The following is a 25,801-nucleotide window of genomic DNA, read 5'->3' on the forward strand; positions in this document are numbered from 1 at the left end:
TCAAGATGTCCAAAATCAATGCTTATATATAGACGCGAAAGCCGTGAGTGCGCAGTATATTGCCCAGCACCAGAATAATACTCTCGTTTCCTGCCTTGGACGATGCCACGCCATGAATGACCAGCCCCGCAGTCTTGCCTCGACCCTGTTCTCGGTTGGCCTGCTATTGATAGCCATGGCGTCGATCCAGTCCGGAGCCTCACTGGCCAAAAGCATGTTCCCTGTCATCGGTGCGCAGGGGACAACGACCCTGCGGTTGATTTTCGCCAGCGTGATCATGCTGGTGCTCCTGCGCCCATGGCGTGCGAAGCTCACGGCAAAATCCTTGCGCACTGTCATTATCTACGGCATGGCACTCGGCGGCATGAACTTCCTCTTCTATATGTCCCTACGCACAGTCCCTCTGGGAATCGCGGTAGCACTGGAATTCACCGGGCCGTTGGCGGTCGCCATTTATGCCTCACGTCGCGCGATCGACTTTTTATGGATCGCCCTGGCCGCCGTCGGGTTGCTGCTGTTAATACCTACGGGAACCACGACTGCCGGCATCGATCTGGTCGGCGCGGGTTATGCCCTGGCAGCAGGCGCCTGCTGGGCGCTGTACATTCTCTTTGGCCAGAAGGCCGGTGCAGACAATGGCGTGCAGACAGCGGCACTGGGAGTCATGATCGCCGCACTGTTCGTAGCGCCTATCGGCATTGTGCATGCCGGCACCGCACTGCTGACGCCATCGCTGATCCCCATAGCGATCGGCGTCGCCCTGTTGTCCACCGCCCTGCCCTATACGCTGGAAATGGTCGCCCTTACCCGAATGCCAGCTCGGACCTTCGGCACGCTGATGAGTATTGAACCTGCATTCGGTGCACTATCAGGCCTTTTGTTCCTCCATGAATACCTCTCACTGTCACAGTGGATGGCTATCATGTGCATCATTCTGGCTTCCGTCGGCGCGACCATGACCATGGGCAGTGCCACCAAGCCTGCGGTTGCCGTGGATTAATAGAGGATTTGATGAAGGTCTGGTATTTGCCGCGCAATTAGGCCATGTTTAGGTCCGCAACCCAGTGTCAGACATGGATTTTTCACGATAGGGATATCAGAACGCTTCAAGCTAATGCGAACACGGCCAGACCCGGGCGCAAAGATCCGGGGACGCTATAAGGACAGCAATGAAACGAATTTTGATACTGATCGCCGTACTTGCAGTTGCGGGCTGCGCGGCGACTTCGGAAACTCATACCAAACGTGGCAAGAAAGGATTGCACATCAACTGTTCCGGACTGTCGTCATCCTGGGATAAGTGTTACACCAGCGCAGCCAACTCCTGCGCGCCCAAGGGATACAAGGTCATCGCCAAGTCAGGGGATGGCGTGGAAGAACCTGGCGATTATCCATTTGGTCTCAACCCGGCTGGCTATACCAGCCGCAGCATGATTGTCATCTGCAAATAGGCCGCCTCTTCAGGTCCGCGGACCGGCGATCTGACGGCTGATCTCATCGTAACTGGACTTCAGTACCGTGCGCTGGATGTCAGGGGTGGCCAGCATCCGCGCCACAACCAACGCACCGATGCATTGCGACAGAATCGCCCAGGCCAGGCTGTCGCTCTCCAGAATCCGCGCCCAACTCTCTTGTAGCCGACAAATCCAGTTCTCCGCCTGCTGGCGAATCAATACGTCTGAACGGGCTATTTCCGCGCCCAATGCCGGCAAGGCACAACCCGACTCCGGGTGCTCAACATGGGACATGCTCAAATAATGCTTCAGGCAGCGCTCGAGCCTGTCACGGTCCTGATCTGCCCCCAATCGCTCCAGGCTTTGCCCCAGCTCCCGCTCGACAATTGAAGCAAACAGCTCATCCTTCGACGAAAAGTGACTGTAAAAAGCACCGCCACTTAAACCGATCGCTTTCATCAAGGCGTCGACACCGACTGTGGCGAAACCCGACTTCTTCGCTGACACCGCACTGCTTTCCAACAGCTTCTGTTTGGTTTCCAGTTTGTGATTGGCCGAATAGCGCATAGCCTTGCCCTCAGTATTGATCATCTTGACGCCCGCCGAATCGTAGCATAACGTTCGTTTAGTTAACGATCGTTTAGCAAAGGAGCCACCATGAATAACAAGAAGGTCGTACTGGTTGTCGGCGCCGGTGATGCAACGGGCGGCGCTATTGCCAAACGTTTTGCTCGAGAAGGATTTGTCGCTTGTGTTACCCGACGCAGCGCGGACAAACTCCAACCGCTGGTGGATGCCATCAACGCCGAGGGAGGTGAAGCCCATGGTTTTGCCTGTGATGCACGCAAGGAAGAGGACGTGATTGCGCTGGTCGAGCAGATTGAAAGCCAGATCGGCCCGATCGAAGCGTTTGTGTTCAACATCGGCGCCAATGTGCCCTGCAGCATTCTCGAAGAAACCGCCCGCAAGTATTTCAAGATATGGGAAATGGCCTGCTTCTCGGGCTTTCTCAATGCCCGAGAAGTGGCCAAGCGCATGGCCAAGCGCCAACGGGGCACCATCCTGTTTACCGGCGCGACCGCCGGCCTGCGTGGTGCCGCCGGTTTTGCAGCATTCGCCGGTGCCAAGCACGGCATCCGTGCATTGGCTCAAAGCATGGCCCGCGAGTTGGGGCCGATGAATATTCACGTTGCCCATGTTGTCGTCGACGGCGCCATCGATACCGACTTCATCCGTGACACCTTTCCCGAGAAGTACGCCACCAAGGATCAGGACGGCATCCTCAATCCCGAGCACATCGCCGAAAACTACTGGTACCTGCACAGTCAGCCCCGTGACGCCTGGACCTTCGAGCTGGATCTGCGTCCCTGGAACGAACGCTGGTAAGTCCTCCCCCACAACAATAAACAGAGCGCATTGAACATGAGCAAAACCGTGGAGTTCTACTTCGATCTCGGCAGCCCTGCCACCTACCTGGCCTATACCCAGCTGCCGAAAATCTGCGAGCAGACCGACAGCCAGTTGGTCTTCATTCCGATGCTGCTTGGCGGTGTTTTCAAAGCCACCGGCAACGCGTCCCCCGCGACCGTTCCGGCCAAAGGTCTCTACATGTTTCAGGACCTGGACCGCTACGCCAAACGTTATGGCGTGCCACTGAAGTTCAATCCGCACTTTCCCATTAATACATTGATGCTGATGCGCGCCGTCACGGGCATGCAATTGCACCATCCCGAGCGCTTTCAGGCATTCATCGACTGCCTGTTTAAAGCGCTTTGGGTCGAGGGACGCAGCCTCGATGACCCGGCGACCGTCGTTTCAGTGTTGACGCAGAACGGCTTTGATCCCAATGAAGTGCTGGCCCTGACTGCCGATGACGACGTCAAGGCAGCGCTCAAGAACAACACCGAAAAAGCGGTGCAACGCGGCGTGTTCGGCGCACCCAGCATGTTCATCGATAACCAGCTGTTCTTCGGCCAGGATCGACTCGACTTTGTGATTGAAGCCCTGCGTTAGATCTCTATGACCAGCCGCCCCTGAGCCGCGCCGCAAACCAGCAGCTCATGGGCGGCCTCGGCGGTTTGCAAGGTGAACGCCCGAGGATCCATCAACGGCTTCAACTTGCCCGCCTCGATCAGTCGACCCGCCTCACGAAGAATCTCCCCGTGATGCTCGCGCCCCACACCGGTGAGCAACGGCAACAACGTGAACACGCCGGAATAGGTTGCACCACGAAACGAGAGCGGCGCCAAACTGTGCTGCCCCCAACCGAGGCAACTCAACACATGGCCGTAATAAACCCGTGCGGTCTTGAAAGACGCATCCAGGGTGTCACCGCCCACCGTGTCGTAGACGATATCGAAGCCGTCCCCACCCGTGTGCTGCGCAACATATTGCTCGACCGAAGAATGGCGGTAATCGATAAACGTCGCGCCGAAGCCTTCGATGATTGCCTGCTGCCCGGCAGACCCGGTGGCAAACACCTGGGCACCGAAGGCGCGGGCAATTTGCACCGCCACATGCCCCACACCACCCGCACCGCCATGAATGAGCACCTTCTGCCCCGGACGTACCCGCGCCCGGTCCACTAGCCCTTCCCACGCAGTAATCAACACCAACGGCAACCCTGCCGCCTCACGCATACTCAAATTGCATGGCTTGCGCGCCAGCAGTCTCGCATCGACCGCGGCGTACTCCGCCAACGAACCCTGCGCACCGCCAATTCCCGCGGCCATGGCATAAACCTCATCGCCCGGCCGCCATCCACTGACACCCTCCCCCACTGACTCGATGGTTCCCGCCAGATCAATGCCCAACACCGCCGGCAATGGCTGACGCGCATGGGCGGCCTGACCTGAACGAATCTTCCCATCCAGAGGATTTACCCCACTGGCGTTGATCCGCACCAGCACCTGCCCCGCTTCCGGCACTGGCCGTTGAATGGAAGCCAAGCGTAGCGGCGCGTTGGCCGAGTCGACAATCAGAGCACGCATTTCCAGTGAGTCAGTCATTTCGCATATTTCCGTCGGAGGTGGCTGTGGGATAAATCTTCGGCCAACCGACTCATGCTGATAAGAAGCTAAATAGCTATAGTGATCATGCCCATCTGGCATTAATGAGAAATCCCGTGGACAAACTCAATGCAATGGCGATCTTCGTCAGGGTCGTCGAGCGCGGCAGCTTTTCTGCCGTCGCCCGAGAGATGCAGACCAGCCAGCCCACCATCAGCAAAGTACTAAAGGCACTAGAGGCCGAACTGGGTGGAAAACTGATTAGCCGCAGCACCCGTCAGCTTTCCCTGACGGACGAAGGTCAGCGGTACTACAACGAATGTCGACAAATCCTCGCGGCCGTCGATGCGGCCGAGCACAGCTTCCAGTCCGGCAGGGAGCGCATTGCCGGTCACCTGCGCATCGGCTCCTCGGTCAGCTTCGGGCGTTTGCAGATTGCCCCACGCCTGGCGGAATTCCTTGAACGCCATCCCGACGTAGAAATCGACCTGCAACTGAGTGATCAGAACCAGGATCTGGTCAGCGAAGGACTGGATGTGACCTTCAGGATCGGTGAGCTGAATGACAGCGGCCTGATCGCCCGCCACATCGGCACCACCCACCGCGTAACCGTTGCAGCGCCCGCCTACCTCAATAGACACGGCCAGCCGCAAACGCCAGCAGAATTGAGCGGGCACAATTGCCTGCAGTTCAATCTGTTGAACAGTCAGAATTTATGGGTTTTCGAGAACAACAATCAACGCCACGAGGTGCGGATCAAGGGCAATGCGCAAAGCAACAACTCGGAGGCGATCCGCGAGATGGTGCTGGGAGGACTGGGGATTGCGTGGTCGCCGGTGTGGCTGTTCAGCGAAGAGTTGAAAGCCGGGCGAGTGACCGCGATTTTGCAGGACTACACCGCGCAGTCACTGCCGATGCATGCCGTGTCCCCGGCGAATCGTCGCCAATCCGCCAGGGTCATAGCCTTTGTCGACTACATGAGTCAGGCGCTGGCATCAGCGCCTGAACTCAAGCCGATCAGATAGCGGCGGTACGGGTGTTCAACCACTCAAGGGCCGCACCGTCGAGCAACGGGCTCAAGCGCTCGCGCACTTCGGCGTGGTAGGCGTTGAACCACTGCTTCTCATCCTGAGTCAGCAGCGACGACTCCAGGCAGCGCGTGTCGATCGGGCACAGGGTCAGGGTTTCGAATTTCAGGAACTCACCGAATTCGCTCTTGCCCGCTTCACGGTTCAACACTAGGTTCTCGATCCGCACGCCCCAACGGCCCGGACGGTAGGTGCCCGGTTCGATGGAGGTGATCATGCCCGGCTGCATCGCGGTTTGCGGCGCAGCAGCGGCTTGATAGGCAATCACTTGCGGGCCTTCGTGAACGTTGAGGAAATAGCCGACGCCGTGACCGGTACCGTGACCGTAATCAACGTTCTCCGCCCAGATCGGCGCACGGGCGATGGCGTCCAGCAACGGCGACAAAATGCCCCGAGGGAATTGCGCACGGGACAATGCGATGACACCTTTGAGCACTCGCGTGCAATCGCGTTTCTGCTCATCGGTTGGCGTACCGACCGGGACCATCCGCGTGATGTCGGTGGTGCCCCCCAGGTATTGGCCGCCGGAGTCGATCAGCAACAGACCGTCGCCCTCGATCACCGCGTGTTCCTCTTCGGTCGCGTGGTAATGCGGCATCGCCCCATTGGCGTTGAACGCGGCAATGGTGTTGAAACTCAACGACACGTAATCCGGACGACGCGTGCGCGCTGCGGTCAGGTGTTCGTCGATGGTCAGTTCGGTGATGCGTTCGCGGCCCCACGCCGACTCCAGCCAGGCGAAGAATTCGCACAACGCCGCGCCGTCCTGCTCCATGGCACGACGGATGTGCTCGGCATCGGCCAGGCTTTTCTGCGATTTGGCCAATGTCGTCGGGTTCAGGCCTTCGACCAGTTTCACGCCGCTGTTCAGGTTATCCAGCAAACCGGCGGTGACGCGTGCCGGATCGACTTGCAGGCTCGCGCCGCTCGGCACTGCACGCAAGGCGTCGGCCACTTCGCTGTAATCGCGCAGGGTCACGCCGTCCTGTTCGAGGATCGCGCGCAACTCGGCACTGACTTTGCTCAGGGCCACGAACAGCGTCGCCTGCTGCTGGCTGATCAACGCGAACGAGACGAACACCGGATTGAAGGACACATCGCCGCCGCGCAGGTTGAACAGCCACGCGATGTCGTCGAGGGTGGCAATGAAATGCCAATCGGCGCCCCGCTCTTTCAGCTCTTCACGCAGGTTGGCGAGTTTTTCGCCACGGCTGACTGTCGCCTGCGGCGGCAAGTGTTGATAGATCGGCTCGTTCGGCAGCGTCGGGCGATCGCTCCAGACTTCGCTCAACAGATCGATGTCAGTGCGCAGACGGGCGCCGCGCTCTTCGAGCTTGCTGCCCAACGTGCGTGCCGAGGCCACGGCCATCACCGCACCGTCGACGGCGACGACGCCACCTTCAGGGGTTTGTTCGGCCAGCCAGTCCAGCGGGCTGGGCTGGCCCGGTTGCAGCTTGACCAGTTCGATGCCGCTGCCTTTAAGTTCCTTGCTCGCTTGTTCCCAATAACGGCTGTCGGCCCAGACACCGGCAAAGTCCGGCGTGACGATCAGCGTACCGACCGAGCCATGGAAGCCCGACAGCCATTGCCGCCCTTGCCAGTAGCCCGGCAAGTATTCCGACAGATGCGGATCGGCCGACGGCACCAGCAGGGCATGAATGCCCTCCCGGCTCATCAGCTCGCGGGTGTGTGCCAGGCGCTCGGGCACCGACCCATTGATCGAAGGCTGCGTACTCATCATGTCTCCTGCTAATCACTTCATCATTATTGTTGAGTGCCGATCAACGTCGGCACTTAAGGCCCTATTGCCAGAATGCCGGAGCACTGGCGCAGGCCGACTTAATCAGTTGGGCCGCCTGATCGATGTCCTGCTCGGTGGTGAAACGTCCCAGGCTCAAGCGAATGGTGCGGCCCGCCGAGCGAGCGTCATGCCCCAGTGCCAGCAGCACATGGGACGGCGCATTGCTCGCGGAGTTGCAGGCCGAAGTCGCGGAAAACGCGATCGAGGCGCTCAACGCCGCGGAATTGAACTCACCTTCGCTGAAGGTCAGGCTCAAGGTGTGAGGGATGCGCTGGGTCGCGCTGCCATTGAGGCGAACGCCGGGAATGCTCAACAGATGTTCGAGCAAGCGCTCCCGCAGGCGGGTGATCGTGGCTTTTTCTTCATCGAACAGCTGCGCGGCCAAGGCGAACGCCACGCCCATCGCGGCAATCTGGTGAGTCGCCAGGGTCCCGGAACGCAAGCCACCTTCGTGCCCGCCGCCGTGGATCTGCGCCTGCAAGCGCTGTTGCGCGCGGGGCCCGACATACAGTGCGCCGATGCCTTTGGGTCCGTAGATTTTGTGCGCCGAAAACGACATCAGGTCCACCGGCAAGTGCGCCAGGTCGATCGCCACTTTCCCCGCGCCCTGGGCCGCATCGACATGGAACAACGCCTCGCGGGCCCTCACGACTTCGCCGATGGCCGCGATGTCATTGACTGTACCCAATTCGTTGTTGACCAGCATCAGCGAGACCAGAAAGGTGTCCTCGCGCAGCGCTTCGCTGACCGCTTGCGGGGTAATCAAACCTTGCGCGTCGGGCACCAGATACGTCACGGCAACACCGGCATCCTGCAATTGTTTCGCGGTGTCGAGAATTGCCTTGTGTTCGATCTGGCTGGTGATGATGTGGCCGCCGGACACTCCGCGCGCCTGGGCCACGCCCTTGAGGGCGAGGTTATTCGATTCGGTGGCGCCTGAAGTCCAGACGATCTGGTCCGCTTTTGCCCCCACCAGTTCAGCGACTTGCTGTCGCGCCTGCTCGACCGATTGCCGGGCCTGTTGGCCGAATGCATGGGAGCTGGACGCAGGATTGCCGAAGTTCCCGGCAAACCCCAGACACTCGACCATGACCTTGATGACCCGCTCGTCCACCGGCGTGGTGGCGGCGTAGTCGAAATACAACGGACGTTTATTCATAAAAGGCTCGCAGAGCTTGTTCCGGGATCAGGTGCTGGCGACCCGTGCGCCAGCATTACCTGATCGGATGCGTTAAAAAAGTACGACTTCGCTTGAAAGTGCGTAGGAACGCTCCTGAAGTCGAGCTTAACAGGCATCGGGCAACCGGTTGAAGCAATGCGTCAGCTAAAGCTTTCGAGCAACAACGGATACAGCGAAGCCACCAGTAACGCGGCCATGCCCCAATTGAACACGCGCAACCAGCGGCGGTCCTTGAGCACATTGCGCAGCAGCGTGCCACACGCGGCCCAGACGCCGACGCTCGGCAGGTTGATCAGGGCAAAAACCGCCGCAATCACGATGACGTTGGTGAAATAGCCCTGCATCGGCGTGTAGGTGCTGATTGCTCCGATGGCCATGATCCAGGCCTTGGGGTTGACCCACTGAAACGCTGCGGCGCCGAGGTAGCTGATCGGTTTGCTTTCACCGTTCTCGGCGTCGGATACCGGCCCGGAATGCGCGATTTTCCACGCCAGGTAGAGCAAATACGCCGCGCCGACGTAGCGCAGCACGGTGTAGAGCAACGGATAGGTTTGAAACACGGCGCCCAGACCAAAACCCACCGCCACCACCAGTACAAAAAAGCCGCAGGTTATGCCAAGCATGTGGGGGATGGTGCGGTTAAAGCCGAAGTTCACGCCAGATGCCAGCAACATGGTGTTGTTCGGGCCGGGGGTGATCGAAGTAACGAGAGCAAACAGGGCGAAGCCCAGTAGCAGATCGAATGAGAGCGTCATCGGAGGCAGTCCATCAGGGTCAGTCAGGTATTGACCCTATCGCACGCCTGCCGGGAAACCCATGGACAGTTAGGTGAAACTTCGAGCGGTACAGTCGCTCAGCTTGGGCGGCCGTGCAGTTGAACAGCGCGCTCGGCGTTCATTTCACCCTGTTTATCGAAGCTGAAGGATTTCTGCGGCTGACCGAGCAATGCGGCTTTTTGCGCATGGTACTCATCGAAAGACAAACCGCGACGATTCAGCGATTCCAACGCCAGTTGCCGGGTTTCTTCAGCGGTGTACGGCCGCAACTCCGGGGACACGTGGCTGGCACATCCGGCGAGAACGGAGACCGCGAGCAGCAAGAAAGTGGCGATTAGAGGTTTCATCGTGTGGCGTCCTGGCATCTGGGTTCGGGGCAATGAACACAGGCTACTCGCGCCTTTGGATGGGCAGAAATCAACGCTCTCGATAGTGGGTATTGAGACTGGATCACTCACCCTGTAGGAGCCGGCTTGCTGGCGATGGGGACCTTGAACCTTGTGGTGTTTTTGCGGCCGTCATCGCCGGCAAGCCGGCTCCTACAGGATCGTGCATATTTCTTAATGATCTATAAATATCCTGCATTGATCTTTTGAGGAATAACAAACAGCCTTTATAACAACCTCATCGCCGCAAACAACTGTTGCCCACGCAACTGTTTGCCAGGCAACAGTCATTCAACAAACAGTCCTTAAAATCGAACAACACGCAGGCATCAATACGCTGCAAGCCACGCAAAACGTGGGCTCGATGGATTGGTACAGCTCTTGCTCAAGCCCTGTGACTACTCACTGCTCGCTGAGCAACTGTTTAAAAAGGAACTGATCATGTCGCGTCCATTGAAAGTCGTTGCCCTCTCCGGCGGTACCTGGCGTCCGTCCCGCACGTTGGTGCTGACCCAAGCGCTGTTGGCCGCACTGGCCGAGCAATTGCCGATCGAGAGCAAGCTGATCGAACTGGGCGACATCGCCCGACCACTGGGCGCTGCACTGTCGCGCCAGGAACTGAGCGCCGACATTGAAGCCGAGCTGCAAGCCATCGAAAACGCAGACCTGCTGATCGTCGCCGCGCCGGTTTATCGCGGCTCCTACCCAGGCCTGCTTAAACACCTCTTCGACCTCATCGACTTGAACGCGCTGATTGATACGCCGGTGCTGCTCGCTGCCACCGGTGGCAGCGAACGGCATGCGCTGGTGCTCGATCACCAGTTGCGGCCGCTGTTCAGTTTCTTCCAGGCGCTGACCCTGCCGATCGGTGTCTACGCCACCGAAGCCGATTTCGCTAATTACCAAATAACCAGTGAGCCCTTGAAGGCGCGCATTCGTCTTGCTGCAGAACGCGCCGCGCCATTGTTCGGCGTGCACCCCAAAAATCTGCTGAAAATCGCTTAAGGATCTCTTCATGGATGTTTTCTGGTTTCTGCCGACCCACGGCGATGGCCATTACCTGGGCACCACCCAGGGCGCTCGCCCGGTGACGCTCAACTATCTGAAACAAGTGGCGCAGGCCGCTGACAGCCTCGGCTACCACGGCGTGCTGATTCCCACCGGGCGTTCCTGCGAGGATTCGTGGGTGATCGCCTCGGCGCTGGTGCCGTTGACCGAGCGCCTGCGCTATCTGGTGGCGATTCGTCCGGGGATTATTTCGCCGACGGTCTCGGCGCGCATGGCCGCGACCCTGGATCGTCTGTCCAACGGCCGCTTGCTGATCAACGTAGTGACCGGTGGCGACCCGGATGAAAACCGTGGCGACGGGATCTTCCTCGATCACAGCGAACGCTATGAAGTCACCGACGAATTCCTGCACATCTGGCGTCGCGTGCTGCAAGGCGAAACGGTGGATTTCGACGGCAAACACCTGCAAGTGCAAAACGCCAAAGCCCTTTATCCGCCGGTGCAGAAACCCTATCCACCGTTGTACTTCGGTGGTTCGTCCGAAGCCGCCCATGAACTCGCCGCCGAGCAGGTTGATGTCTACCTGACCTGGGGCGAACCACCGGCCGCCGTCGCGGAAAAACTCGCCGATGTGCGTGAGCGCGCGGCACGCAACGGGCGCACGGTGAAGTTCGGGATTCGCTTGCACGTGATCGTTCGCGAGACGGCCGAAGAGGCGTGGAAAGCCGCCGACAAACTGATCGAACACATCAGCGACGAGACCATCGCGGCGGCGCAAAAGTCGTTCTCGCGCTTCGACTCCGAAGGCCAGCGGCGCATGGCGGCGTTGCATGACGGACGTCGCGACAACCTGGAAATCGCCCCCAACCTGTGGGCCGGTGTCGGCCTGGTGCGCGGCGGTGCCGGCACGGCGCTGGTGGGTGATCCGCAGCAAGTGGCGGCGCGGATCAAGGAATACGCGGACCTGGGGATCGAGAGCTTCATCTTCTCCGGTTATCCACACCTCGAAGAGGCGTATCGCTTTGCCGAGCTGGTGTTCCCGCTGTTGCCTGAACCGTACGCGAGCCTGGCGGGGCGCGGTGTCACCAACCTCACCGGTCCGTTTGGCGAAATGATCGCCAATGATGTCCTCCCGGCTCACGCCAAAGCCTGACAACCAATCCCTGTGGGAGCGGGTTTGCTCGCGAAAGCATTGTGTCAGCCACCTGATTTTTGACTGACGCACCGCTTTCGCGAGCAAGCCCGCTCTCACAAGGGATCTGCGCTGATTTCACTGAGGAACCCCGCGTGACTGCCAAGCCGCAAAGCGCCCTGTTATCCCCCCTGCAAACCGCCCGCCAGTTGGCCGCCGAGTTTGCCTTGACCGCGGTCGAGCGCGACGAACGTGGCGGTACGCCGAAAACCGAGCGTGACGCCCTGCGCCACAGCGGCCTGCTCGCGTTAAGCATTCCCACCCAGTACGGCGGCCTCGGCGCCAGCTGGAGTGAAACCCTGACCATCGTGCGCGAGTTCGCCAAGGTCGACAGTTCGATCGCCCACGTCTTCGGTTTTCATCACCTGATGCTCGCCACCGTGCGTCTGTTCGCCCGGCCAGAGCAGTGGCAGCCGTGGTTCGAACAGACCGCGCGCAAGAACTGGTTCTGGGGTAACGCCCTCAACCCGCTCGACACTCGCACCGTGGTGAAAAAACTCAGCGGCTGGCGCGAGTTTTCCGGCAAGAAAAGTTTCTGCTCCGGCGCCAGCGATTCGGAAATGCTGATCGCCTCGGCGGTGGATGAAAGCGCCGGCGGCAAGCTGTTGATCGCCGCGATCCCCAGCGGCCGCAGCGGCATCACCCTGCACAACGACTGGAACAACATGGGCCAGCGCCAGACCGACAGCGGCAGCGCCACGTTCGAACGGGTGCGCGTTGAGGAATCGGAATTGCTGCTCGACCCGGGGCCGCTGAGCACACCGTTCGCCTGCCTGCGCCCATTGATCGCGCAGCTGACGTTCACCCACATGTTCCTCGGCATTGCCGAAGGCGCCTTCGAAGAGGCGCGGCAATACACCCTCACCGAAACCCGCCCGTGGCACAAATCCAGTGCGCGGGATGTGCGCCAGGACCCGTATGTCCTCAGCCATTACGGCGAATTCTGGGTCGCGCTCGAGGGCGTTCGCTTGCTGGTGGAACGCGCCGCCGACCTGCTCGACAAGGCCTGGGCGAAAGGCCCGAACCTCAGCGCCGAAGAACGCGGACACCTGGCCACCGCCATCGCCACGGCCAAGGTCGCCGCCACGCGCAACGGCCTCGAACTCTGCAGCCGGTTGTTCGAAGTGACCGGCGCGCGCTCGACTCACGCCTCACTGCGGCTGGACCGCCACTGGCGCAACCTGCGCACGCAAACCCTGCACGACCCGGTGGATTACAAACTCCATGAACTGGGCGATTGGGCACTGAACCAGTCCCTGCCGATTCCGACTTTCTATTCATAGCCTTCTCATGGAGCCTGCCCCATGCAACTGCTGACCTTACCGCCCTCGCCCGCCCTGGCCACGTCGATCCGCGCCACCGCGCAGGTGTTCGAAGACCCGAAATCCCAGGCCTTGCTCGCGCATTTGCAGCAGGTCGCGCCGAGTGAAGCCAGTGTGCTGATCATCGGCGAAACCGGCACTGGCAAGGAGCTGGTGGCGCGGCACATCCACAATCTCAGCGCCCGACGCAACCGGCCATTCGTGGCGGTGAACTGCGGCGCGTTCTCTGAATCCCTGGTCGAGGCCGAGTTGTTCGGCCACGAAAAAGGTGCGTTCACCGGTGCCTTGAGCGCCAAGGCCGGCTGGTTCGAAGAGGCCGACGGCGGCACCTTGTTCCTCGATGAAATCGGTGATCTGCCGATGGCGATTCAGGTGAAATTGCTGCGGGTGTTGCAGGAGCGCGAAGTGGTGCGCCTGGGTTCGCGCAAAAGCATTCCGATCAACGTGCGGGTGCTGGCGGCGACCAACGTGCAACTGGAAAAAGCCATCAACGCCGGGCATTTCCGCGAAGACCTGTATTACCGCCTCGACGTGGTCAGCCTGGAACTGAGCCCGCTGCGTGATCGCCCCGGCGACATCCTGCCGCTGACCCGTCACTTCGTCGAAGCCTACAGTCAGCGCCTCGGCTACGGCACCATCGCCATCAGCAAAGACGCTGAACTGAAACTGCGCAGTTACAGTTGGCCGGGCAACATCCGGGAGCTGGAAAACGTCATTCACCACACCCTGCTGATTTGCCGGAACGGCGTGATCGAGCGCGATGACTTGCGGCTGTCGAACATGCGCATCGAGCGTCAGGACGACTACCACAGCCAACTCGACGATTCCCCGGAAGCCTTGCTCGATCGGGCCTTTCAGAAGCTGTTCGAGGAACAGGCCGGCGCGCTGCACGAGAAAGTCGAGGACGCCTTGCTACGTGCGGCTTACCGTTTCAGCCATTACAACCAGGTGCACACCGCCGCGCTGCTCGGTTTGAGCCGCAACGTCACGCGCACGCGCCTGATCAAGATCGGTGAACTGGCGGTGAACAAACGCCGCCCCACGGAAAACGTGCAGGGCGAGCGTTTGATGCAACTGTCGATCTAACCCACCAGATTGCAGTGCAGCGCGTTGTCATGGCTGCGCTCCAGACTGTGGAGCACCTGGAACGAACCGAACGTCACGGTTTTCGCCTGATGGGCGCGGATCAGTTGCCAGAAATCCTGCTCGCCGCTTTCAAAACTCTGAAACGCGGCTTCCCCCGCCTCACGCGATTGCCATTGCAGGTAATTGAGCACCCGCCGGCCATCGTCGCTGGCCTGGATGCTCGCGCTGAGAAAACCGCTGTAGCGCTGAGCCAGACGTTCGGTTTGTAGCGAAAGCGCCGAGACCAGGGCGGGCTGCTGATGGGGTTCGATCTCGAATTCGATCAATTGGGTGAAGCTGCGATTTTTCTCTGGTGCTTGCATGAAAGTCCCCACTGACGTGTCAGGCGGATCTTGCGATCCGAAGGCCTGCAGGGTAAAACCTCAAGCTAACTAGAGGTCAAGGGCATTTTTCACATGATCACCTCGGAACACCTGCATAAAGAACTGACCGTCGGCCAGGTCGCCGCCCGCAGCGGCGTGGCGGTCACGGCGTTGCACTTTTATGAATCCAAAGGGCTGATCAAAAGCACGCGCAATCAGGGCAACCAGCGGCGTTATCCGCGTGAAGTGTTGCGGCGGGTGGCGCTGATCAAAGTCGCACAGCGCCTGGGGATTCCGTTGGCGGAGATTGGTGAGGCGTTGAAAACCCTGCCGGATAACCGGGCGCCGACGGCGGCGGACTGGAAGGTGTTGTCGGCGCAATGGAGTCGGGAGCTGGATGAGCGGATCAATCAGCTGACCTTGCTGCGGGACAAGCTCAACGGCTGTATCGGCTGTGGGTGTTTGTCGATGGAGGCGTGTCCGTTGCGTAATTTTGGTGATGTGTTGGGGGAACAGGGGCCGGGGGCGCAGCTTCTTGAATCGGGGACAGATCCTAAATAGCGGCGCGGCCATCGCGGGCAAGCCACGCTCCCACAGGGTTTATGTTGTTCACCATTATTACAAACGACACAAAACCTGTGGGAGCGTGGCTTGCCCGCGATGGCGTCCTGTCTATCAACAAAAATTTAGAACCCCGGCGCAATCTGCCCTTTGTAACGGGTCAGGATGAACTGGCGGACCTCGTCCGAATTCAACGCCTTGGCCAGTTTCTGAATCCGCGGGTCATTGATGTTGTCCGGCCGAGCGACCAGGAATTCGATATACAGACTCTTGCCCTTCTCGACGATCAACGCGCTGTTGGTGTCGATCCCCGCTTCCAGGGCGTAGTTGGCGAACACGAACGCCAGGTCCACTTGGCTCACCGAACGCGCCAGCAACGCGCCTTCCAGTTCACGGATTTTCAGGTGTTTCGGGTTTTCCGCGATGTCGCGCTGAGTGGCCAGGGTGTTGCTCGGGTCCTTGAGTTTGATCAACCCGGCTTCGTGCAGCAGCACCAGCGCGCGGCCGGTGTTCACCGGGTCGTTGGGGATCGACACGGTGGCGCCATCCTTCAGCTCGGAAATGTTTTTGATCCTGGTCGAATAGGCCCCGAACGGCTCGATGTGCACGCCGACCACCGGCACCAGGTCGGTGTGGCGGGTTTTGTTGAAATCATCGAGGAACGGTCGGTACTGGTAATAGTTGGCGTCGAGGTTTTTCAGCGCCAGTTGCTGGTTGGGCTGGATAAAGTCGGTGAAGACCTTGATGTCCAGGTCCACGCCTTCCTTGGCCAGGGTCGGTTTGACGAACTCGAGGATTTCCGCGTGCGGCACCGGGGTGGCGCCGACAATGAGTTTTTCGTTGGCGTGAACGCTGAACGACAGGACGGCAGCCAGAATGGCCAGGGTCTTTTTCATGCTGTGCTCCAAGGCAGATTGAATGGCCGTCGTGGGGCGGACGTGGGCCTGTTTTTTTGAGTAAAAAATTAGCGTCGGCTGTAACGTGCCACCAAGCGGTCGCCAGTCATTTGCAGGGCTTGCACCAGGATCACCAGCAACACCACGGTGACCACCATCACGTCGGTCTGGAACCGTTGATAGCCGTAGCGAATCGCCAGGTCACCCAGCCCGCCGCCACCGATCACCCCGGCCATCGCCGTGTAATCCACCAGTACAATCGCGGTGACCGTGACCGCTGCCAGCAACCCGCCCCGGGCTTCGGGCAACAAGGTGTGGCGGATGATTTGCCAAGTGGTGCCGCCCATGGCCTGGGTCGCCTCGACGACTCCGCGATCTACCTCACGCAACGCGGTTTCCACCAGTCGCGCAAAGAACGGCGTACACCCGACCACCAGCGGTGGAATAGTCCCCGGCACACCCAGCGAAGTGCCGACCAGCAGCGTGGTCAGCGGAATCAGAACGATCAGCAAAATGATGAACGGCAGCGAACGCAGCATGTTCACGACCACCGACAGCACCCGGTAAACGCCGATGGCTTCGTGCAACTGGCGCTTGCCGGTGAGGAACAGCACCACGCCCAACGGCAACCCCAACAGCACGGTAAAACCGAGGGCCGCGCCGAGCATGCTCAACGTATCGAGGCAGGCCTGGCCGATGTCGGCCCAATAAATGTTTTTGAACAATTCGGCCATGATCAGGACCAGTCGTGGCGCGGCGGTTTCACGCCGTTGAGCAGCCAGTTGCCGACCACGTGGTATTTCCAGCGCACCGGATCATGCAGGGTATGCACCCGGGCGTTGCGCCAGTGTCGGTCGAAGTTGTGCTTCTTCAGGGTCGAACGGGTGCCACCGAGTTCGAACAGCTTGTTGCTGGCTTCGATGGCGATTTCGGTGGTCAGCACTTTGGCCTTGGCCACCGCCAGGGACGCTCGGGCGACGTTGTCTTCATCGGGTGCCGGGCGCGCCGCGTCCAGCGCCCAACCGGCGCGTTCGAGCAAGGCTTCGGCGGCTTCCAGACGAATCTCCAGAGCGCCGACCTGAATGATGGTCAACGGATCTTCACTGGCCTTTTCCACCCCGGCATCGATCCACGGCCGGGCAAATTGTTGAACGAAGGCGATGGTGTCACGCAGCGCTGCGCGGGCGATGCCGGCGTCGATGGCGGCGGTGGCGGCGGTGGTCAGTTGCGCGAACGGACCGGCCAGGGTCGGGCTTTCATAGGAGCGCCACGTCGGGAACACATTGAACGCCGGGACGTGCAGGTCCTCGGCCAGCACGGTGCCGCTGGAGGTGGTGCGCTGGCCGATGCTGTCCCAGTCGTCGACGATCACCAGCCCCGGGGTGCCTCGTTCGACGAAGGACAACTGGCCCTTCTGTTCTTCATCCAGCGCCAACACCGCCAGCCAATGTGCGTAAAGCGAGCCAGTGCAATATCCCTTGCGGCCGTTGATCAGATGGCCGTCGCCATAAGGGCGAATGGTCGCCTGAATGTCCTGCACGTTCTTGCCGCCGGTTTCCGACAGCGCATTGGCAAAGCGCTGACCTTGCAGCGCCAGGCCGAAGAAATGCGCCTGCTGCTCGGGCGTGCCTTGCAGGCGGATGTCTTCCAGCAGGCAATAGTGGTTTTGCGGAATCTGCCCCAGCGACGGGTCGGCCGCCGAGATGATCGCGATGACCTGTGCCAGCACCGCGTATGACACCTGCGCGCCACCGAATGCTTTCGGCACGCTGATGCCCCACAAGCCACTGTTGGAATACAGATCGACGATCTCGGCTGGCACCTGGCGCGTGCGGTCGCGCTCGGCGTCCTGTTCCAGCAGGACCAAAGCGACGCGCTCGGCCACGCGCAAGGCTTCGGCTTCATCGGCGATCCGATGGGCGGCCGGCGGGTTGATCGGATAAACGGCAGATTCAGGCATACGTGACTCTCGGCAACGGTGTTTACCGGAGGACATTGCAGCTTCTGTGCCTGAGCGCCTGGGCCAATGTTTTCGGGTGGTTCCGGGGGTTTTGAAGGGGCATTCAGTGAGAAACCCGAGCATTCTGTTGCTTCACTGTTTATGGCTGAACAGTGGCGTTGCTGCTCGTCGGGCACTCGGCTGCGTAAAAGCCGCTGACCTATAGTTATCCGGCCGGAAATCGGCGAAGGGCTACCTTCAACTCAGAACAATAGACAGGGAGAATCGTCATGAGCGTCAAACCTATTCCAGAGGGTTATCACAGCATCACCCCCTATCTGGGCATTCAAAAAGCGGCCGAAGCCATCGAGTTCTACAAGAAAGCGTTCGGCGCGACCGAAGTCATGCGCCTGTCCATGCCCGACGGCAGCATCGGTCACGCCGAACTGCGCATCGGCGACTGCCCGATCATGCTCGGCACGCCGTGCGATCAGGGGCCGTTGAGCAATCCCGATAAATCACCGTCCGTGGGGCTGCATCTGTATGTGAACGATGTGGACAAGTCTTATAAACAGGCCATTGCGGCCGGCGCCACGGTGGTGTCCGAGGTCAAGGATCAGTTTTACGGCGACCGTTCGGGTACGTTGAAAGATCCGTATGGGCATCTGTGGTTTCTGGCCACGCGCAAGGAGGATTTGACCCAGGAGCAGATTGAGCAGCGGGCGCAGGAGATGTTTCAGCAGGATTGAGATCTTCCGTACCTGACCAGGCCCCATCGCGGGCAAGCCACGCTCCCACAGGCTTTGTGTGCGCCGCGGATCAACTGTGGGAGCTTGCCCGCGCCCACAGTTAATTGCATTCACGGAACACGAAACATTTACTTTCATATCCCGCTTCGGGATTTCTGATTCTCATTCGTCTTATATAGATGCAGACGGTTCGCGTAGGCAAAAGCCACGGCCGTACTTTTCATGGACCCACGCTGGGAAGCCCGCAGCAGAGGCCCTCTCATCGATACAAGACCTAATTCATGTCGAAGAAATCCCGTTCAAAACTCTGGTTTCTGGTCCATAGCTGGCTGGCACTGCCGATCTGGTTTTTTGTCCTGATCGTTTGTGTGACCGGCACGCTGGCGGTGATCAGCCAGGAAATCGTCTGGTTGGCCAACCCGCAGATGCGCGCCAGCCAACCCTCCGATGATGCGCCGCTGTTGAGCTATGACCAGCTCATTGCCGCGATCAAGCAGGCCGAACCGCAGATCCTGGTCGAGAGCATCAGCCGACCGGACGAAACGCATTTCGCCCTGGATGTGGAAGTGACCTACCCCGACGGCCGTTCGGTGGTGGTCTACGTCAACCCCTACAGCGGCGTGATCCAGGGCACTGCTCCGCAATTCAACTTCAGGGCCTTCACCCGCGCCTTGCATGGCTGGTGGCTGGTGCCGTTCACCAATGGCTACAGCTGGGGTTGGTACCTGGTGTCGTTTCTCAGCCTGCCGCTGCTGGCTTCGCTGATTACCGGGCTGGTGGTCTACAAGCGCTTCTGGAAAGGTTTCTTGCGACCGACCCTGCGCATTCGTCATGGCGCGCGGATTTTCTGGGGCGACTTTCACCGCCTCAGCGGCATCTGGTCGATCTGGTTCATCGCAGTGATTTCCGTGACCAGCACCTGGTTCCTGATCGAAGCGTTCATGTTCGATAACCAGATCACGATTTCCACCGCCCCGGTGGCGCCCGTGGTCCCGCGTGAGAGCGTGCCCCTCACCGCCGATGGCACGCCGGCACCGATGATCAGCCTGGAAACGGCGATCCGTGAAGCGAAAGCACGCATTCCCGGCCTCGAAGACAGCTTCGTCAGCCTGCCCGCCAATGCCTACAGCTACCTCTCGGTGGGCGGCCGCAGTTGGTATCCGCTGATGTTCCAGACTGCTGAAATCAATCCGTACACCGGCGACGTCGCCGTCACCCGCCTGCTCTCGGACCGCTCGGGGCTGGAACTGGTGACCGAATCGATGCGGCCGCTGCACACCGGTGATTTTGGCGGGATCTGGATCAAGCTGATCTGGTTCTTCTTCGGCCTGCTCCTGAGCATGATGGTCCTCAGCGGCCTGCTGATCTGGACCAAGCGCACCGCCCTGGCCACCGCAAACGCCCTCAAGCGCAGCAACAAACGTCCCCGCGCTGCCGATGCCACTCAAGTCACGAGCCGCGACACCACGGAGGTCAGCCAATGAGCCTGTTCGCCGCTGAAAAACCGGGCTCCAGACTCAGCCGCTTCTGGCACAAATGGCGCTTCCACATCAATGTCCTGCTGTTGCTGGTGCCACTGGGCTTTATGCCCAAGTACTTCGCCGATGCCGCTCTCTTTCGCGGGGACACCGGCCTGGGTGAGCGGGAAATCGGGGAAGTTCAGGTCGGACCGTGGAGTCTGCGCCTGGCGGAACTTCGCAACGAAGCACCGCGGCCCGATGGCCCGGCCGGTTACATGAAGAGTTTCAACGCGGCGCTGTGCGACAGCTGCCGCGAGCAGGTCAAGGCGACTTACCTGCGCATCGGCAAACCGCGCAGTCTGCGCGCCGCCGGGGTGATTTTCTTCGGCACGCCGTACCGCATGGGCGCGATGCTGCCGATCCCGGAAAAAACCAAGGCCGACGCCGAGCTGTGGATCACCATGGAAGGCTGGGACGGCGCGATGCATCAAGCGTCCATTCCGCTGAGCCAGGCATCCCCCGCCACCCTTGAGTGGCTGAACAAACAAGGAGGCAAACCATGAGCCACGCCTTTCGCCCTCTCTACGCCGTGTTGCTGGTGCTGTGCGCCGGTTTCAGCGCCAGCGCCCTGGCCCACAACCCGATGTGCGAATGCAAGGCCATCGACGCCGAGCAGATCCAGTGCACCGGCGGCTTCTCCGACGGCAGCGGCGCACCGGGCGTGACCCTGGATGTGATCGGCTACGACGAAACCATTCTGGTGCCCGGCAAGCTCGGGGCCGATTCCAAATTGACTTTCAAGAAACCCAGCGCCGAGTTTTATGTGCTGTTCGACGCTGGTCCCGGCCACGTTGTCGAGATCGACCAAGCGGACATCCAAGCCCCATGAGTACACCCACTACGCACGTCGTCCGCCCGGCCGGTGCCGGCCATGAAACCCTGTATGTACTGCTGTTGTGCCTGATGATCCTGGCGGTCGCCGGTTCGGTGGTCGCCTGGCGTCATGAGTCCCAGGAAATCAGCAACGTCAGCAGCCATCAACTGGATGCGCGTCGCGACCTCAGCGCCTCCGAACAAGGCATCTACGCCGACCTGCGGGTGACGCTGGACGAGATTCACCTGCTGCGTCAGGAACAGCCAACCCTGCCGACACCTGAAGCGCTTGCCGAGGAAGGATTTGCGCCGTTTGCCCAGGACGCCAGTTCCGTCAGCCGTGGCGCTCATGCCTGGCAATTGCTCGACGCCAAGGCCTACTTCGGTCAGAGCCAGACGCCCACCGTAGCAGGTTCGTTTCTGATGCGCCTGACCGCTGACGACGCTGCGCCAGACATCTGGCTCAACCGTGCCGTCGACCTCAACGCGCCAGCCGACCACACGGACGCCACGCTGGAAAGCGCTGGCTGGCAGCAGATCGTCGCGCAATTCGATGCCGGCGTGACCCGCCAGCACCGGCACTGAACCCTCGCCTTCACCCGAGAGAAGACCGCTTTCCCATGCCTATTTCATCTCAACGCTCACTCCTTCGCCCGCTGCTGATCGGCCTGTTTGCCTTGCTGCTGACCCCACTGGCCAGCGCCGACGAAGCCAAGCGCCTGCGCATCGGCATCACCCTGCACCCTTATTACAGCTACGTGGCCAACATCGTCGGCGACAAGGCCGAAGTGGTGCCGCTGATTCCGGCTGGTTTCAACCCGCATGCCTACGAGCCCCGCTCCGAAGACATCAAGCGCATCAGCGGGCTGGACGTGATCGTGCTCAACGGCGTCGGTCATGACGACTTCGCCGACCGCATGATCGCTGCCAGCGAAACGCCGAACGTACCGGTGATCGAAGCCAACGAAAATGTGCCGTTACTGGCCGCCACCGGCACGGCCGCGCGCGGAGCCGGCAAGGTGGTGAACCCGCATACATTCCTGTCGATCAGCGCCTCGATTGCTCAGGTCAACAACATCGCCCGTGAACTGGGCAAACTCGACCCGGACAACGCCAAGACCTACACCCAGAACGCTCGCGCCTACGGCAAACGCCTGCGGCAAATGCGCGCCGACGCCCTGGCAAAGCTGACCCAGGCGCCGAACGCCGAACTGCGTGTGGCCACGGTTCACGCGGCCTACGACTACCTGCTGCGCGAATTCGGCCTGGAAGTGACGGCGGTGGTCGAACCGGCGCACGGCATCGAACCGAGCCCGAGCCAGTTGAAAAAGACCATCGATCAACTGCGCGAACTGGACGTGAAAGTCATTTTCTCGGAGATGGATTTCCCATCCACCTACGTCGAGACCATCCAGCGTGAATCCGGGGTGAAGCTGTACCCGCTGTCGCACATTTCCTATGGCGAATACACCGCCGACAAATATGAAAAGGAAATGACCGGCAACCTCAACACCGTGGTCCGGGCGATACAGGAGTCTGGCGCATGACGGCGAAAGAAACCCTCAGCGAATCCCCGATGGGAGCGGGCTTGCTCGCGAACGCATCAGGTCAGTCCGCACATTCGTTAAATGACACAGCGCCTTCGCTGGCAAGCCAGCGCCTGCAAGTTTGGGGTCCGACGCTGGATTTTGCCGAGGTCAGTCTGACGCTGGGCCGCACGACGATCCTCGACAAAGTGACCTTCCAGGTCCAACCCGGCAACGTGCATGCGCTGGTCGGCCCCAACGGCGGCGGCAAGAGTTCGCTGATCAAGACCCTGCTCGGGCAAATGCCGCATCAGGGCCGCCTGAGCCTGCAATGGCCCGGCGAACCCGGCACCATCGGCTACGTGCCGCAAGCGCTGGAGTTTGATCGCGGCTTGCCGATGACCGTCGACGACTTCATGGCCGCGATGTGTCAGCGACGCCCGGCGTTCCTTGGTTTGAGCAAGCATTACGCGGCGGCGATTGGTGAAGCGCTGGAGCGGGTCGGCATGCAGGATAAGCGCAAACGGCGCATGGGCGCCCTGTCCGGCGGCGAGCGTCAGCGCGTGTTGCTGGCTCAGGGGTTGATCCCGGCGCCGCAATTGCTGGTGCTCGATGAACCGATGTCGGCCCTCGATGAGGCGGGCATTCAGGTGTTCGAACGGTTGCTCGATGACTGGCGTCAGAGCGGGATTACCGTGCTGTGGATCGAGCATGATCTGGAGGCGGTCGGTCGATTGGCGGATCGCGTCACCGGCCTCAATCGCCGGGTGCTGTTCGATGCCACGCCGAAACAGGCGCTGACCCCGGACCGCTTGCTGACCCTGTTCTCGACCCATCCACGGAGCGCCGCCTGATGAGTTACGAAGCCTTTCGTTTGATGGTTCAGGGCTGGGCGTCCTCGGGTTATCTGCCCGAGGCGCTGGCCTATGGATTTGTGGTCAACGCGCTGCTCGCCGGTCTATTGATCGGCCCGGTGCTGGGTGGCTTGGGCACGCTGGTGGTGGTCAAGCGTTTCGCGTTTTTCTCTGAAGCGGTGGGTCACGCGGCGCTGACTGGCGTGGCCATCGGCATTCTGCTCGGCGAACCCTACACCGGGCCGTATGGCAGCCTGTTTGGTTACTGCCTGCTGTTCGGCATTCTGCTCAATTACCTGCGCAATCGTACGGGCCTGGCGCCGGATACGTTGATCGGCGTATTCCTGTCAGTGTCGTTGGCCCTCGGTGCGAGTTTGCTGCTGATTCTGGCGGGCAAGATCAACGTGCACATTCTGGAAAACGTGCTGTTCGGTTCGGTGTTGACCGTCAACGGCAATGACCTGTTGGTGCTGGCCATCGTCGGTTCGCTGGTGATGACGCTGGCCTTGCCGCTGTACAACCGCATCATGCTCGCCAGCTTCAACCCGCAACTGGCGGCGGTGCGCGGCGTCGCGGTGAAGACCCTGGATTACCTGTTTGTGATTCTGGTGACGCTGATCACCGTGGCAGCGGTGAAAGTCATCGGTGCAATTCTGGTCGGTGCGCTGTTGGTCATTCCCGCAGCAGCGGCGCGCTTGCTCAGTCAGTCGCTCAAGGGGTTTTTCTGGTGCTCGGTGCTGATCGCCACGGTCAGCACGCTATGCGGGATTCTGGCGCCGATTGTCTTCGACCTGCCGATCCCCTCCGGCGCCGCGATCATTCTGGTGGCCGGTATCGCCTTCGCCCTCGCCGCCATTGCGCGCGGTGTGGTCCCCAGCCTGAAAGGGAACCTTGGATAAATGTCATTTTCTCTGCGTCAACTGACCCTCGCCGTCACCCTGTGCGGGCTGGTCAACACTTCGTTTGCGGCGGACAGCGCCAAGCCGCTGCAGGTGCTGGCGTCCTTGCCGATCACTTATGGTTTGGGCGAGGTGTTGCTCAAGGGCACCAACGTCATCCTTGAACGGGCGGCGCCGGCGAACCTGCCCGGCAGCCGTCAGACGGCTTATTTCACCGGGCGCGGCGCGCCAGCGCTGGCGAAACTGGCGACCGACGCCGATGCGGTGATTGGTCTGCGTTCGTTGTGGGCGGATGATCCGCTGTACCCGATCTCCCGGCGCAGCAACATTCGCATCGTCGAAGTCGACGCCGCTCGCCCGGTGGACGGCGCCCTGCCCGGCATCGCCGTGCAGCCGGGCAACAAGGTCGATGGTTTGAACAGTCAGCCGTGGTTTTCCAGCAACAACATGGGGCGCATGGCGGACGTGATGGCGGCGGACCTGGTGCGCCTGGCCCCTGCTGCAAAGCCTGTGATCGAGGCCAACCTGGCGACACTGAAACAGCGCTTGCTCAAGTTCAGCGCCGACAGCGAAGCGCGGCTGGCCAGTGCCGACAATTTGAGTGTGATGAGCCTGAGCGATCACTTCGGCTACCTGATTGGCGGGCTCAACCTGGAGCTGATCGGCGTCGATGCGCGGCCGGATGCGCAATGGACACCGCAAGCGCTCGAGCAATTGGGCGCGACGCTCAAGGACAATGACGTGGCGGTGGTGTTGCATCATCGGCAGCCGTCTGACGCGGTGAAAGCGGTGCTTGCCGAGGCTGGGAGCCGGTTAGTCGTTTTGAGTGTGGACGCGGCGGATCCGGTGGCCGAGCTGGAGGGGAATGTGGATTTGGTGATCAAGGGGCTGAGTGGCGCCTGACGTCGCTGGGACCGCGTTATCGTTCTTCGCCGGCAAGCCGGCTCCTGCAATGGTGTTACACAAACCGGTGTAGGAGCCCGCTGCCGGCGATAGCGGTGGGTCAGTCGACCTGTTTATCGCCTGAACGGACGCCATCGCCAGCAAGCGGGCTCCTACAGGTTCCGCATCGATCATCAGATAAAAAAAAGCCCGCTGACCTTCTCGGTTCAGCGGGCTTCTTTTTGCGCCGTCACTCAATGAGCCACAGCCGCCTCTTCCATCTTTTTGCGCAAACTCAGTGGACGCATGTCCGTCCAGGTTTCTTCGATGTATGCCAGGCAGTCCTTCTTCAGGCCACTCTTGCCCACGGTGCGCCAGCCTGCCGGAACGGCCTTGTAATCGGGCCAGATCGAGTACTGCTCTTCGTGGTTGACCACGACCTGAAAAAGGATGTCCTCGCGGTCGAATACTGAAGTCATGGTGTCTCTCCATCGCTGTA

30 protein-coding genes are annotated in these 25,801 nt (G+C 60.5%); 19 read left to right on the forward strand and 11 right to left on the reverse strand.

Annotated elements, in window-relative coordinates; genetic code table 11:
• The first annotated feature begins 112 nt into the window (after positions 1-112).
• Complete coding sequence (rhtA, locus tag ACI77H_RS13600) at positions 113-1,000, forward strand: threonine/homoserine exporter RhtA (RefSeq protein ID WP_407012706.1); 888 nt, start codon at positions 113-115, stop codon at positions 998-1,000.
• Positions 1,001-1,169: 169 nt separating this feature from the next.
• Positions 1,170-1,451: a hypothetical protein gene (locus tag ACI77H_RS13605; protein WP_192419429.1), complete on the forward strand. Its 282-nt coding sequence runs from the start codon at positions 1,170-1,172 to the stop codon at positions 1,449-1,451.
• Positions 1,452-1,460: 9 nt separating this feature from the next.
• Here ACI77H_RS13605 and ACI77H_RS13610 read toward each other — a convergent pair whose 3' ends face one another.
• Positions 1,461-2,021 carry a TetR/AcrR family transcriptional regulator gene (locus tag ACI77H_RS13610; protein WP_407012707.1) on the reverse strand — a complete coding sequence of 187 codons (561 nt, stop codon included), beginning with the start codon at positions 2,019-2,021 and terminating at the stop codon, positions 1,461-1,463.
• A gap of 90 nt (positions 2,022-2,111) precedes the next feature.
• Here ACI77H_RS13610 and ACI77H_RS13615 point away from each other — a divergent pair, with 90 nt between their 5' ends.
• Positions 2,112-2,840: an SDR family oxidoreductase gene (locus ACI77H_RS13615; RefSeq protein WP_407012347.1), complete on the forward strand. Its 729-nt coding sequence runs from the start codon at positions 2,112-2,114 to the stop codon at positions 2,838-2,840.
• Positions 2,841-2,876: 36 nt separating this feature from the next.
• Entirely contained in the window at positions 2,877-3,467 is a 591-nt protein-coding gene (locus tag ACI77H_RS13620; protein ID WP_407012348.1) for a 2-hydroxychromene-2-carboxylate isomerase, read from the forward strand.
• On the opposite strand, the gene ACI77H_RS13625 is transcribed toward ACI77H_RS13620, so the two are convergent.
• Entirely contained in the window at positions 3,464-4,462 is a 999-nt protein-coding gene (locus ACI77H_RS13625; RefSeq protein WP_407012349.1) for a zinc-dependent alcohol dehydrogenase family protein, read from the reverse strand. The genes ACI77H_RS13620 and ACI77H_RS13625 overlap by 4 nt on opposite strands.
• 104 nt (positions 4,463-4,566) lie before the next feature.
• Between ACI77H_RS13625 and ACI77H_RS13630 the strand changes: the two genes are divergently transcribed.
• Positions 4,567-5,487, forward strand: coding sequence for a LysR family transcriptional regulator (locus ACI77H_RS13630; protein ID WP_407012350.1), 921 nt, complete (start codon positions 4,567-4,569; stop codon positions 5,485-5,487).
• Here ACI77H_RS13630 and ACI77H_RS13635 read toward each other — a convergent pair.
• The 4 genes from ACI77H_RS13635 to ACI77H_RS13650 all read right to left on the reverse strand — a co-directional run bounded on the left by ACI77H_RS13635 (position 5,480) and on the right by ACI77H_RS13650 (position 9,654).
• The gene (locus ACI77H_RS13635) at positions 5,480-7,288 is read right to left on the reverse strand and encodes an aminopeptidase P family protein (RefSeq protein ID WP_407012351.1); all 1,809 of its coding nucleotides are present in this window, start codon (positions 7,286-7,288) and stop codon (positions 5,480-5,482) included. The genes ACI77H_RS13630 and ACI77H_RS13635 overlap by 8 nt on opposite strands.
• A 64-nt stretch (positions 7,289-7,352) precedes the next feature.
• Positions 7,353-8,510 carry a cysteine desulfurase family protein gene (locus ACI77H_RS13640; RefSeq protein WP_407012352.1) on the reverse strand — a complete coding sequence of 386 codons (1,158 nt, stop codon included), beginning with the start codon at positions 8,508-8,510 and terminating at the stop codon, positions 7,353-7,355.
• A gap of 161 nt (positions 8,511-8,671) precedes the next feature.
• Positions 8,672-9,286, reverse strand: a complete 615-nt coding sequence (locus tag ACI77H_RS13645) for a LysE family translocator (RefSeq protein WP_407012353.1) — start codon at positions 9,284-9,286, stop codon at positions 8,672-8,674.
• A 98-nt stretch (positions 9,287-9,384) separates the two neighbouring features.
• A complete protein-coding gene (locus tag ACI77H_RS13650) occupies positions 9,385-9,654 on the reverse strand; it encodes a hypothetical protein (RefSeq protein WP_407012354.1) in 270 nt (89 codons plus the stop codon).
• 480 nt (positions 9,655-10,134) lie between these two features.
• Between ACI77H_RS13650 and msuE the strand changes: the two genes are divergently transcribed.
• From msuE to ACI77H_RS13670, 4 genes are all read left to right on the forward strand, one after another.
• Positions 10,135-10,698, forward strand: a complete 564-nt coding sequence (msuE, locus tag ACI77H_RS13655; protein ID WP_407012355.1) for an FMN reductase — start codon at positions 10,135-10,137, stop codon at positions 10,696-10,698.
• A gap of 10 nt (positions 10,699-10,708) precedes the next feature.
• Entirely contained in the window at positions 10,709-11,854 is a 1,146-nt protein-coding gene (gene ssuD / locus ACI77H_RS13660; RefSeq protein ID WP_407012356.1) for an FMNH2-dependent alkanesulfonate monooxygenase, read from the forward strand.
• 134 nt (positions 11,855-11,988) lie between these two features.
• Positions 11,989-13,176, forward strand: a complete 1,188-nt coding sequence (locus ACI77H_RS13665; protein WP_407012357.1) for an acyl-CoA dehydrogenase family protein — start codon at positions 11,989-11,991, stop codon at positions 13,174-13,176.
• Positions 13,177-13,197: 21 nt separating this feature from the next.
• Positions 13,198-14,301, forward strand: coding sequence for a sigma-54 interaction domain-containing protein (locus ACI77H_RS13670; RefSeq protein WP_407012358.1), 1,104 nt, complete (start codon positions 13,198-13,200; stop codon positions 14,299-14,301).
• Here the strand turns inward: ACI77H_RS13670 and ACI77H_RS13675 are convergent.
• Positions 14,298-14,663, reverse strand: a complete 366-nt coding sequence (locus ACI77H_RS13675) for an antibiotic biosynthesis monooxygenase (RefSeq protein ID WP_008032619.1) — start codon at positions 14,661-14,663, stop codon at positions 14,298-14,300. The two genes, ACI77H_RS13670 and ACI77H_RS13675, sit on opposite strands and share 4 nt — an antisense overlap.
• A gap of 93 nt (positions 14,664-14,756) precedes the next feature.
• On the opposite strand from ACI77H_RS13675, the gene soxR reads away from it, so the two are divergent.
• Positions 14,757-15,224: a redox-sensitive transcriptional activator SoxR gene (soxR, locus tag ACI77H_RS13680; RefSeq protein ID WP_407012359.1), complete on the forward strand. Its 468-nt coding sequence runs from the start codon at positions 14,757-14,759 to the stop codon at positions 15,222-15,224.
• 125 nt (positions 15,225-15,349) lie between these two features.
• Here the strand turns inward: soxR and ACI77H_RS13685 are convergent, their stop codons facing one another.
• The 3 genes from ACI77H_RS13685 to ACI77H_RS13695 all read right to left on the reverse strand — a co-directional run bounded on the left by ACI77H_RS13685 (position 15,350) and on the right by ACI77H_RS13695 (position 18,080).
• On the reverse strand, positions 15,350-16,120 hold the full coding sequence (locus tag ACI77H_RS13685) for a MetQ/NlpA family ABC transporter substrate-binding protein (RefSeq protein WP_407012360.1): 771 nt from the start codon (positions 16,118-16,120) through the stop codon (positions 15,350-15,352).
• Between the two features lie 68 nt (positions 16,121-16,188).
• Complete coding sequence (locus ACI77H_RS13690) at positions 16,189-16,854, reverse strand: methionine ABC transporter permease (protein ID WP_407012361.1); 666 nt, start codon at positions 16,852-16,854, stop codon at positions 16,189-16,191.
• 2 nt (positions 16,855-16,856) lie between these two features.
• Positions 16,857-18,080: an SfnB family sulfur acquisition oxidoreductase gene (locus tag ACI77H_RS13695; protein WP_407012362.1), complete on the reverse strand. Its 1,224-nt coding sequence runs from the start codon at positions 18,078-18,080 to the stop codon at positions 16,857-16,859.
• A gap of 269 nt (positions 18,081-18,349) precedes the next feature.
• Here ACI77H_RS13695 and ACI77H_RS13700 point away from each other — a divergent pair, with 269 nt between their 5' ends.
• The 9 genes from ACI77H_RS13700 to ACI77H_RS13740 all read left to right on the forward strand — a co-directional run bounded on the left by ACI77H_RS13700 (position 18,350) and on the right by ACI77H_RS13740 (position 25,323).
• Positions 18,350-18,808, forward strand: a complete 459-nt coding sequence (locus ACI77H_RS13700; protein ID WP_407012363.1) for a VOC family protein — start codon at positions 18,350-18,352, stop codon at positions 18,806-18,808.
• Between the two features lie 281 nt (positions 18,809-19,089).
• Positions 19,090-20,292 (forward strand): PepSY-associated TM helix domain-containing protein, encoded by a 1,203-nt coding sequence (locus ACI77H_RS13705; protein ID WP_407012364.1) that lies wholly within the window; start codon positions 19,090-19,092, stop codon positions 20,290-20,292.
• Entirely contained in the window at positions 20,289-20,831 is a 543-nt protein-coding gene (locus ACI77H_RS13710) for a hypothetical protein (protein WP_008032641.1), read from the forward strand. The genes ACI77H_RS13705 and ACI77H_RS13710 overlap by 4 nt, the downstream gene beginning before the upstream one ends.
• A complete protein-coding gene (locus tag ACI77H_RS13715) occupies positions 20,828-21,157 on the forward strand; it encodes a hypothetical protein (protein WP_407012365.1) in 330 nt (109 codons plus the stop codon). Before ACI77H_RS13710 ends, ACI77H_RS13715 begins: the two co-directional genes overlap by 4 nt.
• Positions 21,154-21,726 (forward strand): DUF6162 family protein, encoded by a 573-nt coding sequence (locus tag ACI77H_RS13720; RefSeq protein ID WP_407012366.1) that lies wholly within the window; start codon positions 21,154-21,156, stop codon positions 21,724-21,726. Before ACI77H_RS13715 ends, ACI77H_RS13720 begins: the two co-directional genes overlap by 4 nt.
• 35 nt (positions 21,727-21,761) lie before the next feature.
• A complete protein-coding gene (locus tag ACI77H_RS13725) occupies positions 21,762-22,688 on the forward strand; it encodes a metal ABC transporter substrate-binding protein (protein ID WP_407012367.1) in 927 nt (308 codons plus the stop codon).
• The gene (locus tag ACI77H_RS13730) at positions 22,685-23,521 is read left to right on the forward strand and encodes a metal ABC transporter ATP-binding protein (protein ID WP_407012368.1); all 837 of its coding nucleotides are present in this window, start codon (positions 22,685-22,687) and stop codon (positions 23,519-23,521) included. Before ACI77H_RS13725 ends, ACI77H_RS13730 begins: the two co-directional genes overlap by 4 nt.
• Positions 23,521-24,420 carry a metal ABC transporter permease gene (locus ACI77H_RS13735; RefSeq protein WP_134419184.1) on the forward strand — a complete coding sequence of 300 codons (900 nt, stop codon included), beginning with the start codon at positions 23,521-23,523 and terminating at the stop codon, positions 24,418-24,420. The genes ACI77H_RS13730 and ACI77H_RS13735 overlap by 1 nt, the downstream gene beginning before the upstream one ends.
• Positions 24,421-25,323: a metal ABC transporter substrate-binding protein gene (locus tag ACI77H_RS13740; protein ID WP_407012369.1), complete on the forward strand. Its 903-nt coding sequence runs from the start codon at positions 24,421-24,423 to the stop codon at positions 25,321-25,323.
• Between the two features lie 233 nt (positions 25,324-25,556).
• On the opposite strand, the gene ACI77H_RS13745 is transcribed toward ACI77H_RS13740, so the two are convergent.
• Positions 25,557-25,781: an MbtH family protein gene (locus ACI77H_RS13745; protein WP_407012370.1), complete on the reverse strand. Its 225-nt coding sequence runs from the start codon at positions 25,779-25,781 to the stop codon at positions 25,557-25,559.
• Positions 25,782-25,801 lie beyond the last annotated feature (20 nt).

Origin of the sequence: Pseudomonas sp. O230 (assembly GCF_045447035.1) — a bacterium.
Lineage (GTDB): Bacteria > Pseudomonadota > Gammaproteobacteria > Pseudomonadales > Pseudomonadaceae > Aquipseudomonas.